At 43.5% G+C, this 16,090-nt stretch carries 13 protein-coding genes and 4 tRNA genes; all 17 read right to left on the minus strand.

What is annotated here, in order from left to right; genetic code table 11:
* Positions 1–2: 2 nt before the first annotated feature.
* The 17 genes from rpoC to ACLI09_RS11455 all read right to left on the minus strand — a co-directional run bounded on the left by rpoC (position 3) and on the right by ACLI09_RS11455 (position 16,086).
* On the minus strand, positions 3–4,301 hold the full coding sequence (gene rpoC / locus ACLI09_RS11375; protein WP_411419749.1) for a DNA-directed RNA polymerase subunit beta': 4,299 nt from the start codon (positions 4,299–4,301) through the stop codon (positions 3–5).
* A gap of 70 nt (positions 4,302–4,371) precedes the next feature.
* Positions 4,372–8,184 carry a DNA-directed RNA polymerase subunit beta gene (gene rpoB, locus ACLI09_RS11380; protein WP_411419750.1) on the minus strand — a complete coding sequence of 1,271 codons (3,813 nt, stop codon included), beginning with the start codon at positions 8,182–8,184 and terminating at the stop codon, positions 4,372–4,374.
* A 124-nt stretch (positions 8,185–8,308) separates the two neighbouring features.
* Positions 8,309–8,686 (minus strand): 50S ribosomal protein L7/L12, encoded by a 378-nt coding sequence (rplL, locus tag ACLI09_RS11385; RefSeq protein WP_411419751.1) that lies wholly within the window; start codon positions 8,684–8,686, stop codon positions 8,309–8,311.
* A gap of 62 nt (positions 8,687–8,748) precedes the next feature.
* Complete coding sequence (rplJ, locus tag ACLI09_RS11390; protein ID WP_411419752.1) at positions 8,749–9,267, minus strand: 50S ribosomal protein L10; 519 nt, start codon at positions 9,265–9,267, stop codon at positions 8,749–8,751.
* A gap of 23 nt (positions 9,268–9,290) precedes the next feature.
* Positions 9,291–9,980 (minus strand): 50S ribosomal protein L1, encoded by a 690-nt coding sequence (gene rplA / locus ACLI09_RS11395; RefSeq protein ID WP_411419753.1) that lies wholly within the window; start codon positions 9,978–9,980, stop codon positions 9,291–9,293.
* An 18-nt stretch (positions 9,981–9,998) separates the two neighbouring features.
* On the minus strand, positions 9,999–10,436 hold the full coding sequence (gene rplK / locus ACLI09_RS11400; protein WP_411419754.1) for a 50S ribosomal protein L11: 438 nt from the start codon (positions 10,434–10,436) through the stop codon (positions 9,999–10,001).
* Between the two features lie 69 nt (positions 10,437–10,505).
* Complete coding sequence (gene nusG, locus ACLI09_RS11405; protein WP_411419755.1) at positions 10,506–11,057, minus strand: transcription termination/antitermination protein NusG; 552 nt, start codon at positions 11,055–11,057, stop codon at positions 10,506–10,508.
* Positions 11,058–11,067: 10 nt separating this feature from the next.
* Complete coding sequence (secE, locus tag ACLI09_RS11410; RefSeq protein WP_411419756.1) at positions 11,068–11,262, minus strand: preprotein translocase subunit SecE; 195 nt, start codon at positions 11,260–11,262, stop codon at positions 11,068–11,070.
* A 22-nt stretch (positions 11,263–11,284) separates the two neighbouring features.
* Positions 11,285–11,355: transfer RNA gene (locus ACLI09_RS11415), tRNA-Trp, on the minus strand.
* 64 nt (positions 11,356–11,419) lie between these two features.
* Entirely contained in the window at positions 11,420–12,607 is a 1,188-nt protein-coding gene (gene tuf / locus ACLI09_RS11420; RefSeq protein ID WP_411419757.1) for an elongation factor Tu, read from the minus strand.
* 55 nt (positions 12,608–12,662) lie between these two features.
* Positions 12,663–12,734: transfer RNA gene (locus tag ACLI09_RS11425), tRNA-Thr, on the minus strand.
* A gap of 94 nt (positions 12,735–12,828) precedes the next feature.
* A tRNA-Tyr gene (locus ACLI09_RS11430) sits at positions 12,829–12,909 on the minus strand.
* 44 nt (positions 12,910–12,953) lie between these two features.
* A tRNA-Thr gene (locus ACLI09_RS11435) sits at positions 12,954–13,027 on the minus strand.
* An 88-nt stretch (positions 13,028–13,115) separates the two neighbouring features.
* The gene (gene hpf, locus ACLI09_RS11440; RefSeq protein ID WP_411419816.1) at positions 13,116–13,418 is read right to left on the minus strand and encodes a ribosome hibernation-promoting factor, HPF/YfiA family; all 303 of its coding nucleotides are present in this window, start codon (positions 13,416–13,418) and stop codon (positions 13,116–13,118) included.
* A gap of 25 nt (positions 13,419–13,443) precedes the next feature.
* On the minus strand, positions 13,444–14,349 hold the full coding sequence (locus ACLI09_RS11445) for a tyrosine-type recombinase/integrase (protein ID WP_411419758.1): 906 nt from the start codon (positions 14,347–14,349) through the stop codon (positions 13,444–13,446).
* Positions 14,350–14,427: 78 nt separating this feature from the next.
* Positions 14,428–14,622: a 30S ribosomal protein S21 gene (rpsU, locus tag ACLI09_RS11450; protein WP_411419759.1), complete on the minus strand. Its 195-nt coding sequence runs from the start codon at positions 14,620–14,622 to the stop codon at positions 14,428–14,430.
* 324 nt (positions 14,623–14,946) lie between these two features.
* Entirely contained in the window at positions 14,947–16,086 is a 1,140-nt protein-coding gene (locus ACLI09_RS11455) for an acyl-CoA dehydrogenase family protein (RefSeq protein WP_411419760.1), read from the minus strand.
* Positions 16,087–16,090 lie beyond the last annotated feature (4 nt).

A 16,090-nucleotide genomic window follows, 5' to 3' on the forward strand; every position in this document is an offset into this window, starting at 1 on the left:
TATTAATAGTTATATTCCTTTTCCGGAGTTAATAGCTCATTATATTCTTCTTTAGAACCTACAATCGTGTTGTCATAGTCCCTCATACCCGTACCTGCCGGTATACGGTGGCCTACAATAACATTCTCTTTAAGGCCTTCAAGTCCGTCAACTTTACCTGCTACAGCAGCTTCGTTCAGTACTTTTGTAGTTTCCTGGAACGATGCAGCCGATATAAACGACTTAGTTTGAAGCGACGCCCTTGTGATACCCTGAAGTACCGGTGTAGCCGTTGCCGGAACTACGTCGCGCGCTGTAACCTGGTTCTGGTCGTTGCGTTTCAGTATCGAGTTTTCATCCCTTAGCTCGCGAGGCGTAACAATTTGCCCCGGTTTAAGGTTTGCAGAGTCACCCGCGTCTTCAACCACTTTCATACCATATAGCTTGTCGTTCTCTACAATAAAATCAGACGTGTGTATCAGCTGGTCTTCAAGGAACAGGGTATCGCCCGGGTCCTGAACCTGTACCTTACGCATCATCTGGCGGATAACAACCTCAAAGTGTTTGTCATTAATCTTAACACCCTGAAGGCGGTATACCTCCTGAATTTCGTTTACAAGGTACTGCTGCACTGCCGATGGGCCCTGTATCCTAAGGATGTCCTCAGGGGTAATGGCACCGTCTGATAGTGGCAAGCCTGCTTTTACGTAGTCATTTTCCTGAACCAGTATCTGGTTAGACAGTTTTACAAGGTATTTTTTAACCTCGCCAAATTTCGATTCGATAACAATCTCGCGGTTACCCCTTTTGATTTTACCGAATGAAACCACACCGTCAATTTCAGAAACTACAGCCGGGTTAGATGGGTTACGTGCTTCAAGAAGCTCGGTAATACGTGGAAGACCTCCCGTGATATCGCCCGTTTTAGACGAACGCCTAGGTATCTTAACAAGGATTTTACCGGCTTTAATCTTCTCGCCGTTATCAACCATAAGGTGGGCACCCACCGGAAGGTTGTATGAACGGATAAGCTCGCCATCATTACCATATATCAATAGCGTAGGGATAAGTTTTTTATTCCTCGCTTCAGAAATTACTTTTTCCTGGAAGCCCGTTTGCTCATCTATCTCTACTAAGAAAGACTGGCCCTGCTCGATGTCTTCATAAGCTACCTTACCGGTAAACTCAGAGATAATAACACCGTTATACGGGTCCCACTTACAGATGGTAGTTCCCTGTGTTACCACATCGCCGTCTTTAACAAAGATGCTAGAACCGTAAGGTATGTTGTGCGTGTTAAGCACTATCCCTGTATTGGCATCTACAAGTTTAAGCTCGGTAGAACGTGATATTACAATGTCTACTTTTTCACCATCGTTGTTCTCGCCTATTACCGTTTTAAGGTCTTCTATTTCAAGACGGCCTGCAAAACGTGTAACAATGCTCGACTCTTCCGATATACCACCGGCAACACCACCCACGTGGAAGGTACGTAGTGTAAGCTGTGTACCCGGCTCACCGATAGACTGTGCAGCGATAACACCTACAGCCTCACCCCTTTGGGTCATCTTACCGGTAGCAAGGTTACGGCCGTAACATTTGGCGCATATACCCTTAGTAGCCTCACATGTTAGCGGAGAACGTACTTCAACAGCCTCAATAGGCGCTGCGTTAATGGCTTTAACTTCGGCTTCGGTAATCTGCTCACCGGCGTGTACAAGTACCTCGGTAGTAAGCGGGTTAATTACATCCTGAAGTGCCACGCGGCCTAATATCCTTTCACCAAGGGTTTCTACAATCTCCTCGTTTTTCTTAAGTGCTGAAACCTCGATACCACGAAGGGTACCACAGTCTACAGAGTTCACGATAACGTCCTGAGAAACGTCGTGAAGCCTTCTGGTAAGGTAACCGGCATCGGCCGTTTTAAGGGCGGTATCCGCAAGGCCTTTACGTGCACCGTGGGTAGAGATAAAGTACTCAAGGATTGAAAGGCCTTCCTTAAAGTTAGAAAGGATAGGGTTTTCGATAATCTCACCACCACCGGCAGTTGATTTTTTAGGCTTAGCCATCAAACCACGCATACCTGTAAGCTGGCGTATCTGTTCTTTACTACCCCTCGCCCCGGAGTCAAGCATCATATACACCGAGTTGAAGCCCTGCTGGTCTTCGCGGATGTTTTTCATGGCTAGCTCTGTAAGCAATGCATTGGTAGAGGTCCACACGTCAATTACCTGGTTATAACGCTCGTTATTTGTAATAAGACCCATGTTATAACTAACAGATATCTCATCAACTTTTTCGTTAGCGTCATCAATAAGTTCCTGTTTCCTTGCAGGGATAATAATATCACCTAAGCTGAATGACAAACCACCGCGGAAGGCAAATTTGTAACCCATGTCTTTCATGTTGTCAAGGAACGCCGCTGTTGTAGGCACATCGGTAACACTTAAAATCTTACCAATGATGTCCCTAAGCGATTTCTTGGTAAGGATCTCATTTATATATCCTGCTGCCTCAGGCACTACTTCGTTAAACAGTACACGTCCGGCAGTAGTCTGGATGATCTTGTAAACAAGTTCACCGTTTTCATTAAAGTCTTTAGCACGTATTTTTACACGGGCATTAAGCTCAAGCCTGTTTTCGTTAAGCGCAATATTTACCTCTTCTGCCGAATAGAATGTAAGGCCTTCGCCCAAAATTTTCTTTTCCGGAGTAGAAAGGCGCTCTTTGGTCATATAGTAAAGACCAAGTACCATGTCCTGGGAAGGTACGGTAATAGGAGCACCGTTTGCCGGGTTAAGTATGTTGTGCGACGCAAGCATAAGCAGCTGTGCCTCAAGGATAGCCTCTGGGCCTAACGGAAGGTGCACTGCCATCTGGTCACCGTCAAAGTCAGCATTAAATGCCGTACATACAAGCGGGTGCAGCTGGATTGCTTTTCCTTCAATTAGTTTAGGCTGGAATGCCTGTATACCAAGCCTGTGAAGGGTTGGGGCCCTGTTTAGCAGTACCGGGTGTCCTTTAATTACGTTTTCAAGGATATCCCAAACTACGGGCTCTTTTTTATCGATTATCTTTTTAGCCGATTTTACCGTTTTAACGATACCGCGCTCTATAAGCTTACGGATAACAAACGGCTTGTAAAGCTCGGCAGCCATATCTTTTGGCAAACCGCACTCAAAGAGTTTCATTTCAGGCCCAACGACGATTACCGAACGTGCAGAATAGTCAACACGTTTACCAAGAAGGTTTTGACGGAAACGGCCTTGTTTACCTTTAAGTGAATCTGATAATGATTTAAGCGGCCTGTTAGATTCAGTTTTTACTGCAGAAGCTTTCCTTGTGTTATCGAATAGTGAGTCTACGGATTCCTGCAGCATACGCTTTTCGTTACGAAGGATAACTTCCGGAGCTTTAATCTCCATAAGCCTTTTAAGGCGGTTGTTACGTATAATAACCCTCCTGTAAAGGTCGTTAAGGTCAGACGTTGCAAAACGGCCACCATCTAGCGGCACAAGTGGGCGAAGCTCTGGTGGTATAACAGGTATTACCTTAAGTATCATCCACTCAGGGCGGTTCTCCCTGTTCATATTACTCTCACGGAACGACTCTACAACCTGTAGCCTTTTAAGGGCTTCAGTTTTACGTTGTTTAGACGTTTCGGTGTTAGCACTGTGGCGCAGGTTATACGAAAGTGTATCAAGGTCTATCCTTGCAAGAAGGTCCATAATACACTCAGCACCCATTTTAGCGATAAACTTGTTAGGGTCAGTATCGTCAAGGTACTGGTTGTCTGCAGGCAGGCTGTCAGCAATGTTTATAAATTCTTCCTCGGTAAGGAAGTCAAGCCTTTTAAGCGATTCGCCATCGGGCCCTTTAGCAATACCGGCCTGAATAACCACATACCTTTCGTAGTATATGATCATGTCCAGCTTTTTAGAAGGCAGGCCAAGAAGGTAGCCTATTTTATTAGGCAGCGAACGGAAATACCATATATGCGCGATAGGCACCACAAGGTTGATGTGGCCCACCCTGTCGCGGCGCACTTTCTTCTCGGTAACTTCAACACCGCATCGGTCACAAACAATCCCTTTGTATCGGATCCTTTTATACTTTCCGCACGCACATTCAAAATCCTTTACAGGGCCAAAAATACGCTCGCAGAAAAGGCCGTCCCTCTCTGGTTTGTGGGTACGATAATTAATGGTTTCAGGCTTTAAAACCTCACCCCTCGATTCAGCCAGGATACTCTCAGGCGAAGCAAGCCCTATTGAAATCTGGTTAAACCTTTTTACGGTATTTTTATCTTTTAATCTTGTCATGATATGTAATCTACCAATTTATTAAAAAGTATAGAAAGGGAATGGCGCACTGCACCATTCCCATAGAAAATTATTCCTCTAACCTGATGTCTAATCCAAGGCCTTTAAGCTCATGCATCAATACATTAAACGATTCTGGCAAGCCCGGTTCAGGCATTGTCTCTCCTTTAACGATGGCTTCATAAGTTTTAGCCCTTCCTATTACGTCATCCGATTTAACAGTCAGTATCTCCCTTAGTGTGCTCGATGCGCCGTAGGCCTCAAGTGCCCACACCTCCATCTCACCAAAACGCTGCCCACCAAACTGTGCCTTACCACCAAGTGGCTGCTGCGTGATAAGTGAGTACGGACCGATAGAACGGGCGTGCATCTTATCATCAACCATGTGGCCCAGTTTAAGCATATAGATAACACCTACGGTTGCTGCCTGGTGGAAACGCTCTCCGGTACCACCATCATAAAGATACGTGTGGCCAAAGCGCGGTATACCTGCCTCGTCTGTAAGTTCATTAATCTGGTCTAAAGATGCACCATCAAAAATTGGCGTTGCAAATTTCTTGCCCAGTTTAAGGCCTGCCCATCCAAGTACTGTTTCATATATTTGCCCGATGTTCATACGCGAAGGTACACCCAGCGGGTTAAGCACGATATCTACAGGGGTACCATCCTCAAGGAACGGCATATCCTCAGCACGAACGATTTTAGCAACAATACCTTTGTTACCGTGGCGTCCCGCCATTTTATCACCCACTTTCAGCTTACGTTTTTTAGCAATGTAAACTTTAGCAAGCTTAAGGATACCGCTTGGCAGTTCATCTCCCACCGTAATGGTAAATTTCTCCCTCCTTAATGCACCCTGAAGGTCATTCAGCTTAATCTTATAGTTGTGGATAAGGTCATTTACCATAGCATTGGTCTCATCATCTGTAGTCCACTGCCCTTTGGTAAGGTGTGCAAAATCCTCAACCGCGTAAAGCATTTTCTGGGTATATTTTTTACCTTTAGGAAGCACTTCCTCCCCAAGGTCGTTCATCACACCCTGTGATGTTTTACCGTTAATGATATTAAACAGCTTGTCTATAAGTTTGTCTTTAAGTTCTGTGAACTTAACTTCAAAATCAGTTTCAAGTTTGCCTAAATCATCTTTATCTTTAGTACGCTTACGTTTATCCTTAACCGCACGTGCAAAGAGTTTCTTATCAAGAACCACGCCATGAAGTGACGGAGATGCTTTTAACGAAGCATCTTTAACATCTCCCGCTTTGTCGCCAAAGATGGCGCGAAGCAGTTTTTCTTCCGGTGTAGGGTCTGATTCACCTTTAGGGGTAATTTTACCTATAAGTATGTCGCCAGGCTTAACCTCGGCACCTATCCTTATCATACCGTTCTCATCAAGGTCTTTGGTAGCTTCTTCAGATACGTTAGGTATATCATTGGTAAGTTCTTCATTACCCAGTTTGGTATCTCTTACTTCAAGAGAATAATCGTCTACGTGAATAGAGGTAAAGATATCATCTCTAACCACTTTTTCAGATATTACGATAGCATCCTCAAAGTTGTAGCCCTTCCATGGCATGAACGCCACCTGCAGGTTACGGCCCAGAGCAAGCTCTCCGTTTTGTGTGGCATAGCCCTCACATAAAACCTGGCCCGGCACTACCCTGTCGCCTTTGCGAACAATAGGCTTAAGGTTGATGCTTGTGCTCTGGTTCGTTTTACGGAACTTGATAAGCTGGTATGTTTTCTCGTCCGGGTCAAAGCTTACACTTCTCTCACGGTCGGTACGGTCATATTTAATGGTAATCTGGTTCGCATCTACATACTCTATGATACCATGCCCTTCGGCATTTATAAGTACCCTTGAGTCAGACGCTACCTGGCGCTCAAGGCCAGTACCTACTATAGGGGCTTCAGGGCGTAACAATGGTACGGCCTGGCGCATCATGTTAGATCCCATCAGCGCACGGTTAGCATCATCATGCTCCAGGAACGGAATAAGCGAAGCCGATATAGAGGCAATCTGGTTAGGTGCTACGTCAGTATAATGTACTACGCTTGGCTCTACCACCGGGAAGTCGCCTTCCTCACGGGCAATAACCTTATCGGCAGTAATTTTACCAGTGGCATCCATCGCGATATTTGCCTGGGCTATCATCTTGCCCTCTTCTTCCTCAGCGCTAAGATAAACCGGGGTAGACTCTAAATCTACTACACCGTTAGTTACCTTGCGGTACGGAGTTTCTATAAAGCCCATACCGTTTACCTTAGCATACACACCAAGTGATGATATAAGTCCGATATTTGGCCCCTCAGGCGTTTCTATCGGGCAAAGGCGCCCATAGTGGGTATAGTGAACGTCTCGAACCTCAAAACCTGCCCTTTCACGGCTAAGACCACCCGGCCCAAGTGCAGAAAGCCTGCGCTTGTGGGTAATCTCTGCAAGCGGGTTCGTCTGGTCCATAAACTGCGAAAGCTGGTTTGTACCAAAAAACGAGTTAATAACCGATGACAGCGTTTTAGCATTAATAAGGTCTATCGGGGTAAATACCTCGTTGTCCCTTACGTTCATACGCTCGCGGATAGTACGTGCCATACGGGCAAGGCCTACCCCAAACTGCGCAGAAAGCTGTTCGCCCACAGTCCTTACCCTACGGTTAGAAAGGTGGTCAATATCATCAATCTCTGCTTTAGAGTTTATAAGCTCTATAAGGTATTTAACTATGGTAATGATATCCTCTTTGGTAAGCACCTGCTTTTCCATAGGGATGTCAAGGCCCAGTTTTTTGTTCATCCTGTAACGGCCTACGTCACCTAGGTTGTAACGCTGGTCTGAGAAGAACAGTTTATCTATAATACCGCGCGCGGTTTCCTCATCAGGCGGTTCTGCGTTACGCAGCTGACGATAGATATGCTCTACGGCTTCTTTTTCAGAATTTGTAGGGTCTTTTTGCAGCGTGTTATGGATAATAGCGTAATCTGCCTGGTTGTTATCCTCCTTGTGCAACAAAATGGCTTTTACATTAGCCTCCAGGATTTCCTCAACGTTATCTTTGTCGATAAGGGTATCACGGTCTAATATAATCTCATTACGCTCGATAGATACTACCTCGCCAGTGTCTTCATCCACAAAATCTTCATGCCATGTGTTAAGCACACGTGCCGCAAGCCTCCTGCCTATATATTTTTTAAGGCTGCTTTTAGATACTTTGATTTCTTCGGCAAGGTCAAAAATCTCAAGGATGTCCTTATCCCTTTCAAAGCCTATGGCGCGGAAAAGGGTAGTTACCGGAAGTTTTTTCTTCCTGTCGATATACGCGTACATAACACTGTTAATGTCTGTAGCAAATTCTATCCAGGATCCTTTAAAAGGAATTACCCTTGCAGAGTAAAGTTTTGTTCCGTTAGCGTGGAACGACTGGCCAAAGAATACACCGGGTGACCTGTGCAGCTGCGATACAACAACACGCTCAGCCCCGTTGATAACAAATGTACCACTAGGAGTCATATAAGGTATAGTACCCAGGTAAACATCCTGCACAATTGTTTCAAAATCCTCATGTTCAGGGTCGGTACAATACAGTTTCAGGCGCGCTTTAAGCGGCACGCTGTATGTAAGGCCCCTGTCTATACACTCTTCAATTGTGTAACGTGGCGGGTCTACAAAATAATCAAGGAACTCCAACACAAACTGATTTCGCGTATCAGTAATCGGAAAGTTTTCCATGAAGGTGTTATAAAGACCTTCGTTGCCTCTCTCATCCGACTTTGTTTCCAACTGGAAAAAGTCTTTAAACGACTTTACCTGAATATCCAGGAAATCCGGATAGCTAGGGATGTTTTTAGTAGAGGCAAAATTTAATCTTTCAGTCTGATTTGTTATCATCAATGGACAAAATTTTGATTAAAATAATAATATGCGCGTATAAAAGTTTATTATACGAAAAATGGTTTAGGCCTTTGAGAGTTTTTCTCAAGGCCTAAACCTAAGGGTTTTAACCGATGTAAGCTTATTTAAGCTCAACTAAAGCACCAGCTTCTTCTAGAGATTTTTTAAGACCTTCAGCCTCATCTTTAGAGATGCCTTCTTTGATGTTAGCAGGAGCACCGTCTACAAGGTCTTTAGCCTCTTTAAGACCAAGTCCTGTAAGTTCTTTAACCGCTTTAACTACAGCAAGTTTAGAAGCACCAGCCTCTTTAAGAACTACAGTAAACTCAGTTTGCTCTTCAGCAACAGGAGCATCTCCACCAGCAGCAGGGCCAGCAATAGCTACAGCAGCAGCTGCAGGCTCTATACCATACTCATCTTTTAATATTGTAGCAAGTTCGTTAACTTCTTTTACAGTAAGGTTAACTAGTTGTTCTGCGAATTGTTTTAAATCTGCCATTTTTTCTATCGTTTTAAATAGTTTGTAATATATAATTCATTAAGTGCGTACACGCGGGGTTGTTACCTTTCAGATAACGTTTTAACAAGTCCTGCAATAGTATTACCGCCAGATTTAAGGGCAGAAATAACATTTTTAGCAGGAGACTGAAGCAGGCCGATGATTTCGCCAATAACCTCGTCTTTAGATTTAAGAGATACAAGGGCATCCAGCTGATTGTCTCCTATAAATACTGCCTCGTGGATGTAAGCACCCTTAAGTACAGGCTTTTGAGACCTTTTGCGGAATTCTTTTATCAATTTAGCAGGGGCGTTACCATTCTCTGCAATAAGTATAGCGGTGTTGCCTTTAAGTACAGACGGTAAATCGCTGTAATTGTTGCTTTCCACATTTTGCATTGCTTTTTCAAGCAATGTATTTTTAACTACCTCCAGTTTAATACCCGCTTTAAAGCAAGCCCTTCTAAGGCTAGAAGTTGCCTCTGCGTCAAGGCCGGATATATCAGCTACATATACTACATTAGTATCGGCTAACTGGGCAGTTAAATCTTTAATAACAATTGATTTTTCTTCTTTAGTCATAATAAAAATTATTTAACTACCAATTATACCGCTTTAGGATCTAAAGCAATAGCAGGGCTCATAGTACAAGAAAGGTGGATACCTTTAATATAAGTACCTTTAGCCGCAACTGGTTTCATTTTGATTAATGTTTGGATAATTTCGTGAGCGTTCTCAGCAATCTTGTCAGCATCAAATGATACCCTTCCGATCCCTGCGTGAACGATACCTGTTTTATCAACTTTAAAGTCAATTTTACCGGCTTTAACTTCCTGAACGGCTTTAGCCACATCCATAGTTACAGTACCGGTTTTAGGGTTTGGCATAAGGCCACGAGGACCCAGGATCCTACCTAAAGGACCAAGCTTACCCATAACAGCAGGCATAGTGATGATAACATCAACATCTGTCCAGCCGTCTTTGATTTTTTGAAGATAATCGTCAAGGCCTACAAAGTCTGCACCTGCAGCTGTAGCCTCAGCTTCTTTATCAGGAGTTACAAGGGCAAGTACCCTTACATCTTTACCTGTACCGTGAGGAAGTGTAACAACACCCCTTACCATTTGGTTTGCTTTCCTTGGATCTACACCAAGGCGCACTGCGATATCCACTGATTCATCAAATTTAGCAGAAGAAACCTCTTTGATTAATGCAGAAGCATCTTTCAACGAATACAGTTTGTTCTTTTCGATTTTAGAAGCAGCTTCCTTCTGTTTTTTTGTCAATTTTGCCATTTCTTGTCTCTTTAACGATTAAAAAGGAGCTGGTCCTGATACGGTTATACCCATAGACCTTGCTGTTCCTGCAATCATGCTCATTGCTTTCTCTATAGTGAAGGCATTAAGATCTACAATCTTGTCTTCAGCGATAGCCCTGATTTGATCCCAGGTAACATTTGCTACTTTTTTACGGTTAGGTTGCCCTGAACCCGACTTAAGTTTGGCAGCATCCAGCAGCTGTATAGCCGCAGGGGGAGTTTTTACAACAAACTCGAAAGATTTGTCTTTGTACACGGTAATTTGTACCGGTAAAACTTTGCCTGGTTTATCCTGGGTCCTGGCATTAAATTGCTTACAGAACTCCATGATGTTAACCCCAGCAGCTCCCAAAGCAGGTCCAACCGGTGGCGATGGATTCGCGGCACCTCCCTTTACTTGTAGTTTAACTACTTTACTAATTTCTTTAGCCATTTCTTTTAAAAGATTTAGCACATCATCAATTGGAAGCGAGGATGTGATTTATAATAAGTGTAACAAAAATTATACTTTTTCTACTTGCATAAAGCTAAGTTCAAGCGGCGTCTTTCTTCCAAAGATTTTCACCATCACTTCAAGCTTACGCTTTTCTTCGTTAACTTTTTCAACAGTACCGTTAAATCCGTTAAACGGCCCGTCTATCACTTTAACGGTTTCACCCGGTGTATAAGGTATTGATACATTATCTGTTTTAACCGATAACTCATCTACTTTACCCAGCATCCTGTTTACCTCGCTAAGCCTTAAAGGCACAGCCTCTCCACCTTTCGTTTCACCAAGAAAGCCGATAACACCGGTAATGGACTTTATGATATGCGGAACTTCGCCCGTAAGGTTAGCCTCAACCATTACATAGCCCGGAAAGTATACCTTATCTTTACTGATTTTTTTACCATCGCGCACCTGAACTACCTTTTCGGTAGGCACCAGAACCTGCGATACATAATCTGAAAGCCCGGCTTTACTAATCTCAGTCTCTATATAGTTTTTAACTTTATTCTCCTGACCGCTTACCGCTCTTACCACATACCACTTTTGAACATTGTTATCAGTCATTGCAATAAAATTATTGTTTTAAGAAAGCATATAACTTAGCTACAGTAACCTCAAAGCCCTTGTCTATACCAAAAGTCAACAAAGCAAATACCACAGAGAACACTGCAACTATTATGGTAAGGCGTTGCACTTCTGCCCACTCCGGCCAGGTTACATTTTCTTTAAGCTCAGTAAACGCTTCTGATATATAATTGGTAACTTTCATATTATATCGCTTTTTTCTTATGCACGGGTGGAGGGATTCGAACCCCCATCAACGGTTTTGGAGACCGCTATTCTACCCTTGAACTACACCCGTTTGATTAAAAACCGGCCGGGGCAAAAAAGCACCGGCCGGCTTTATATAATTTAATTAACTATAATTAGCTAAGTATTTCAGTAACCTGACCTGCACCTACTGTACGGCCACCTTCGCGGATAGCGAAACGTAGACCTACACTTAGAGCGATAGGGCTAAGCAGCTGAACCTCGATAGTAAGGTTGTCACCTGGCATAACCATCTCAACACCAGCAGGTAGAGAAATAGTACCAGTTACGTCAGTTGTACGTACATAGAACTGAGGACGGTAGTTATTGTGGAATGGAGTGTGACGTCCACCTTCTTCTTTTTTAAGGATATAAACCTCAGCTTTAAAGTGAGCGTGTGGCTTAACAGATCCTGGCTTGATGATAACCATACCACGACGGATATCTTCTTTAGCAATACCCCTTAACAAGATACCTGCGTTGTCTCCAGCCTCACCCCTATCAAGGATTTGACGGAACATCTCGATACCTGTAATAGTAGAAGTTAGTTTCTCAGCACCCATACCGATGATCTCAACCGGGTCGCCAGTGTTAGCGATACCTGTTTCGATACGGCCTGTTGCAACAGTACCACGACCAGTGATCGTAAATACGTCTTCAACCGGCATAAGGAATGGTTTTTCGATATCACGTGCAGGAAGCTCAATCCATGTATCAACAGCAGCCATAAGCTCTAGTACTGTATCAACCCATTTCGGCTCACCGTTAAGTGCACCAAGGGCAGAACCCTGGATAACCGGACCATTATCACCATCATACTGGTAGAAAGATAGTAGGTCACGGATTTCCATTTCAACAAGTTCAAGAAGCTCAGCATCATCAACCATGTCTACTTTGTTCATAAACACAACCATACGAGGTACACCTACCTGGCGGCCAAGAAGGATGTGCTCACGTGTTTGTGGCATTGGTCCGTCAGTAGCTGCAACCACAAGTATTGCACCATCCATCTGGGCAGCACCTGTAACCATGTTCTTAACGTAATCCGCGTGACCTGGACAGTCAACGTGAGCGTAGTGACGGTTAGCAGTAGCATATTCTACGTGAGAAGTATTAATAGTAATACCCCTTTCTTTTTCTTCAGGAGCGTTATCAATCTGGTCGAATGATTTTGCCTCAGAGTAACCTGCATCAGCCAACACTTTAGTAATAGCCGCTGTTAGCGTAGTTTTACCGTGGTCAACGTGCCCGATTGTACCTATGTTAAGGTGCGGCTTCGACCTATCAAAAGTTTCCTTTGCCATGATTTAATAATTTAATCTTAGTTTATAATTAGTGTTCAAATTCTTCTAAACATTGAGCCAATGACGGGAATTGAACCCGTGACCTCTTCCTTACCAAGGAAGCACTCTACCCCTGAGCTACACCGGCCTTTTTTCTTATCCTAAACTTAAAATCCACTATTCTAAATTTAGGCCGCTAGCCATAATTCAAAATTTAAAATTCATCATTTAAAATAAAAATGTGGGGAGAGCAGGATTCGAACCTGCGAAGATTTCTCAACGGATTTACAGTCCGTCCTCGTTGGCCGCTTGAGTATCTCCCCTAACCTTTACTTTTCCAGTCTTTTAAAAAGAACATTATATTTTGAGCCGATAGAGGGACTCGAACCCACGACCTGCTGATTACAAATCAGCTGCTCTAGCCAGCTGAGCTACACCGGCAACTCAATAAAAAAGCCCGCTATTTCTAACGGACTGCAAATGTATAGAATTTATTTTTTAATCAAAACATTTTCTTAAAAATTTTTCTCTAAGAATGTGCCCTTACCTTCTGTTTCCTTTTTACAAGTAAACGTTCAATGGAATCTGCCGCCAGCTCTACAGCTTCTTCAAAGGATTTGCATTGCTTTTTTACGATGAATTCATCGCCCGGGACACTAATTTTTATTTCAGCAATTTTATTCTCTTTGATGCTTGAATTATCGAGCTTAAAAAAAACATCCGAGCATACCACACGGTCGTAATACTTTTCAAGCTTATCCATTCTTCCCTGAACATAGCCAACCAATTTCCTGTCAACATTAAAGTTAACTGCATGAACATTTACTTTCATAATAAAAACAATTAGGTTAAACAAATCAGGAGTTATTTCGGTTACGGGGATGCGCATCTTTATATACCTTTTTAAGTTCAGCCAGGCTGCTATGGGTATATACTTGTGTAGATGCTAAACTCGCGTGCCCTAATAATTCCTTTACTGAATTTAAATCGGCCCCGTTATTTAAAAGGTGGGTGGCAAAAGTATGCCTAAGAACGTGCGGGCTCTTTTTCACCTTACCGGAGACAACACTAAAGTAACAATTTATTAACCTGTAAACAAAAGATTCACTCACTTTTTTTCCCGATGCATTCAAAATTAACACTTGGCTATCTATAACCTCAGGCAGTGCGCGCCTTTTAACCATATATTCAGACAATACATCTGAAGTACAACGCAGTACCGGCACAATACGCTCCTTATTGCGCTTACCCAACACCTTTAGCGTACTACTCTCCGCATTATAGCTACCCAGGTGCAAACTTATAAGTTCTGCCCGGCGGATACCCGTAGTATAAAGCAGTTCTATAATAAGGCGGTTGCGCACCCCCTCAAAATCATCAGGATAATCGTTATACTCCACCACATCCTGCATTTCCTTTTCGCTAAATGGCAGGTGTATTTTCTTCTCGGTTTTAAGCGCTTTGTGTTTTTGCAGCGGGCTGAACTCTATTTGCTTTGCCTTTAGTAAAAACCGGTAAAACGCTTTAAGGGAAGCTATTTTACGGTTTACCGAGCGGTTAGAGAGGCCGCCCTCTTCTACCAGGCTTACAATCCAGGAACGCACCTGGGTGTAGTGCACGTCCTGAAGTGTGGCACCGGAATCATCTTTTTTTATAAACTGCTCAAAACCGCGCACATCATCAAGGTATGCCCGCAGCGTTAAGAGGCTGTAGTTTTTCTCTTTTAAAAGATATTCAGCAAAAGCATCTGTGTTGTTAATCATAAGGCATAAAAAAACCGCTAACAGCAAAGTTAAACTTTAACTGCTAACGGCTGCTATTTAAAGCCCCAAAAAATTATCTTAGTTCTCCGCGGCGTCCCTAAGACCCTGGATGTAAGCTGCTTTTTGTACTTCAACCCTCCTTGATACAGATGGCTTAGTAAAGGCCTGACGCGCTCTTAGCTGACGTACAGTACCGGTTTTATCGAATTTACGTTTATAACGCTTAAGCGCCCTATCGATATTTTCTCCTTCTTTAATTGGTATAATCAACATAAGTATGACACCTCCTCTCGTTTACGGGTACAAATATAATCGAAATAATAATTAGCAACCAAATAAAAGTTACAATTATTTAACAAACTACACACTTTAGCATCCCCCCGAAAACTGCATGAACAGCCATTTATCTGAAGCTATGCAAGTTCGCACAGAGTTGCCGGGAAATTTTTACTCCTTGTACAGGCAAGGTTTGTCTGTTCCCTGCACCTGAGGGAGCGAATAGCCACTTGCAATACATTTTTGGCAGCTTTCAGCATAAAAAAGCCCTCCCTAAATAAGAAGGAAGAGCCTCGCGTCAATGGTTATATATAAGTAGTGTTATTTCAAAATATTACGCGCGATAACAATTTTTTGTATCTCGGTAGTACCTTCGCCAATGGTACACAGCTTGGCATCCCTGTAAAACTTCTCTACCGGAAAATCTTTGGTATAGCCATAGCCCCCGTGAATTTGTACAGCTTCGTTAGCAATGCGTACGCAGGCTTCACTGGCAAACATCTTCGCCATAGCTCCGGCAGTTGTTACAGGTTTGTGGTTATTTTTAAGCCATGCAGCTTTGTGCAATAATAGTTCGCTTGCCTCAATTTCGGTAGCCATATCGGCCAGCTTAAAAGATATCCCCTGAAAACTGCTTATCGGCTGGCCAAACTGGTGGCGCTCCTTACTGTATTTAAGCGCCGCTTCATAAGCTCCTTTAGCAATACCTAATGAAAGCGCCCCTATAGAGATGCGCCCGCCATCGAGTATTTTCATGGCCTGTACAAAACCCTGCCCTACTTCGCCAAGCCTGTTTTCATCAGGTATGCGGCAGCCGTCAAATACCAGCTCTGCGGTTTCGCTGGCACGCATGCCTAATTTATTTTCTTTTTTACCGGAACTGAATCCGGGTGTTCCTTTTTCTACCACAAACGCGGTCATCCCTTTAGAATCGCCTTTTTCACCGGTACGCACTATTACTACGGCTATATCGCCGCTTTTGCCATGGGTAATAAAGTTTTTGGCCCCGTTTATAATCCAGTGGTCGCCATCTTTAACGGCGGTGGTATTCATGCCGCCTGCATCGCTGCCGGTGTTGTGTTCCGTAAGGCCCCAGGCCCCTATATATTCGGCAGTGGCAAGCCTGGGCAGCCAGCGTTGTTTCTGCTCATCATTGCCAAACGTTAAAATGTGATTAGTGCACAGCGAATTGTGCGCTGCGACAGATAGCCCTACCGAGGGGTCTACTTTAGATATCTCTTCTATTATGGTGATGTATTCATGGTAGCCCAATCCACTTCCTCCGTATTGTTCAGGAACTAGCACACCCATAAACCCCATTTCTCCCAGTTTTTTAAAAAGCTCTACCGGAAAATGCTGGCTTTCATCCCACTCCATATAATACGGCGTTATGTTAACCGCCGCAAACTCCCTTATAGAAGCCGCAATCATCTCTTGGGTTTCTGTCGCTTCAAATACCATAAAT

Source organism: Flavobacterium sp. RHBU_24 (assembly GCF_046613695.1).
Taxonomy (GTDB): domain Bacteria; phylum Bacteroidota; class Bacteroidia; order Flavobacteriales; family Flavobacteriaceae; genus Flavobacterium.

What these genes read in the sequence shown, in the direction of transcription:
- nusG (WP_411419755.1), bottom strand. Translation starts at nt 11,057, where the DNA reads ATGACTGATAACAATGTTCAAAAGTGGTATGTGGTAAGAGCGGTAAGC.
- rplK (WP_411419754.1), bottom strand. Translation starts at nt 10,436, where the DNA reads ATGGCTAAAGAAATTAGTAAAGTAGTTAAACTACAAGTAAAGGGAGGT.
- ACLI09_RS11455 (WP_411419760.1), bottom strand. Translation starts at nt 16,086, where the DNA reads ATGGTATTTGAAGCGACAGAAACCCAAGAGATGATTGCGGCTTCTATA.
- rpsU (WP_411419759.1), bottom strand. Translation starts at nt 14,622, where the DNA reads ATGTTGATTATACCAATTAAAGAAGGAGAAAATATCGATAGGGCGCTT.
- ACLI09_RS11445 (WP_411419758.1), bottom strand. Translation starts at nt 14,349, where the DNA reads ATGATTAACAACACAGATGCTTTTGCTGAATATCTTTTAAAAGAGAAA.
- tuf (WP_411419757.1), bottom strand. Translation starts at nt 12,607, where the DNA reads ATGGCAAAGGAAACTTTTGATAGGTCGAAGCCGCACCTTAACATAGGT.
- hpf (WP_411419816.1), bottom strand. Translation starts at nt 13,418, where the DNA reads ATGAAAGTAAATGTTCATGCAGTTAACTTTAATGTTGACAGGAAATTG.
- rpoB (WP_411419750.1), bottom strand. Translation starts at nt 8,184, where the DNA reads ATGATAACAAATCAGACTGAAAGATTAAATTTTGCCTCTACTAAAAAC.
- rplA (WP_411419753.1), bottom strand. Translation starts at nt 9,980, where the DNA reads ATGGCAAAATTGACAAAAAAACAGAAGGAAGCTGCTTCTAAAATCGAA.
- rpoC (WP_411419749.1), bottom strand. Translation starts at nt 4,301, where the DNA reads ATGACAAGATTAAAAGATAAAAATACCGTAAAAAGGTTTAACCAGATT.
- rplJ (WP_411419752.1), bottom strand. Translation starts at nt 9,267, where the DNA reads ATGACTAAAGAAGAAAAATCAATTGTTATTAAAGATTTAACTGCCCAG.
- secE (WP_411419756.1), bottom strand. Translation starts at nt 11,262, where the DNA reads ATGAAAGTTACCAATTATATATCAGAAGCGTTTACTGAGCTTAAAGAA.
- rplL (WP_411419751.1), bottom strand. Translation starts at nt 8,686, where the DNA reads ATGGCAGATTTAAAACAATTCGCAGAACAACTAGTTAACCTTACTGTA.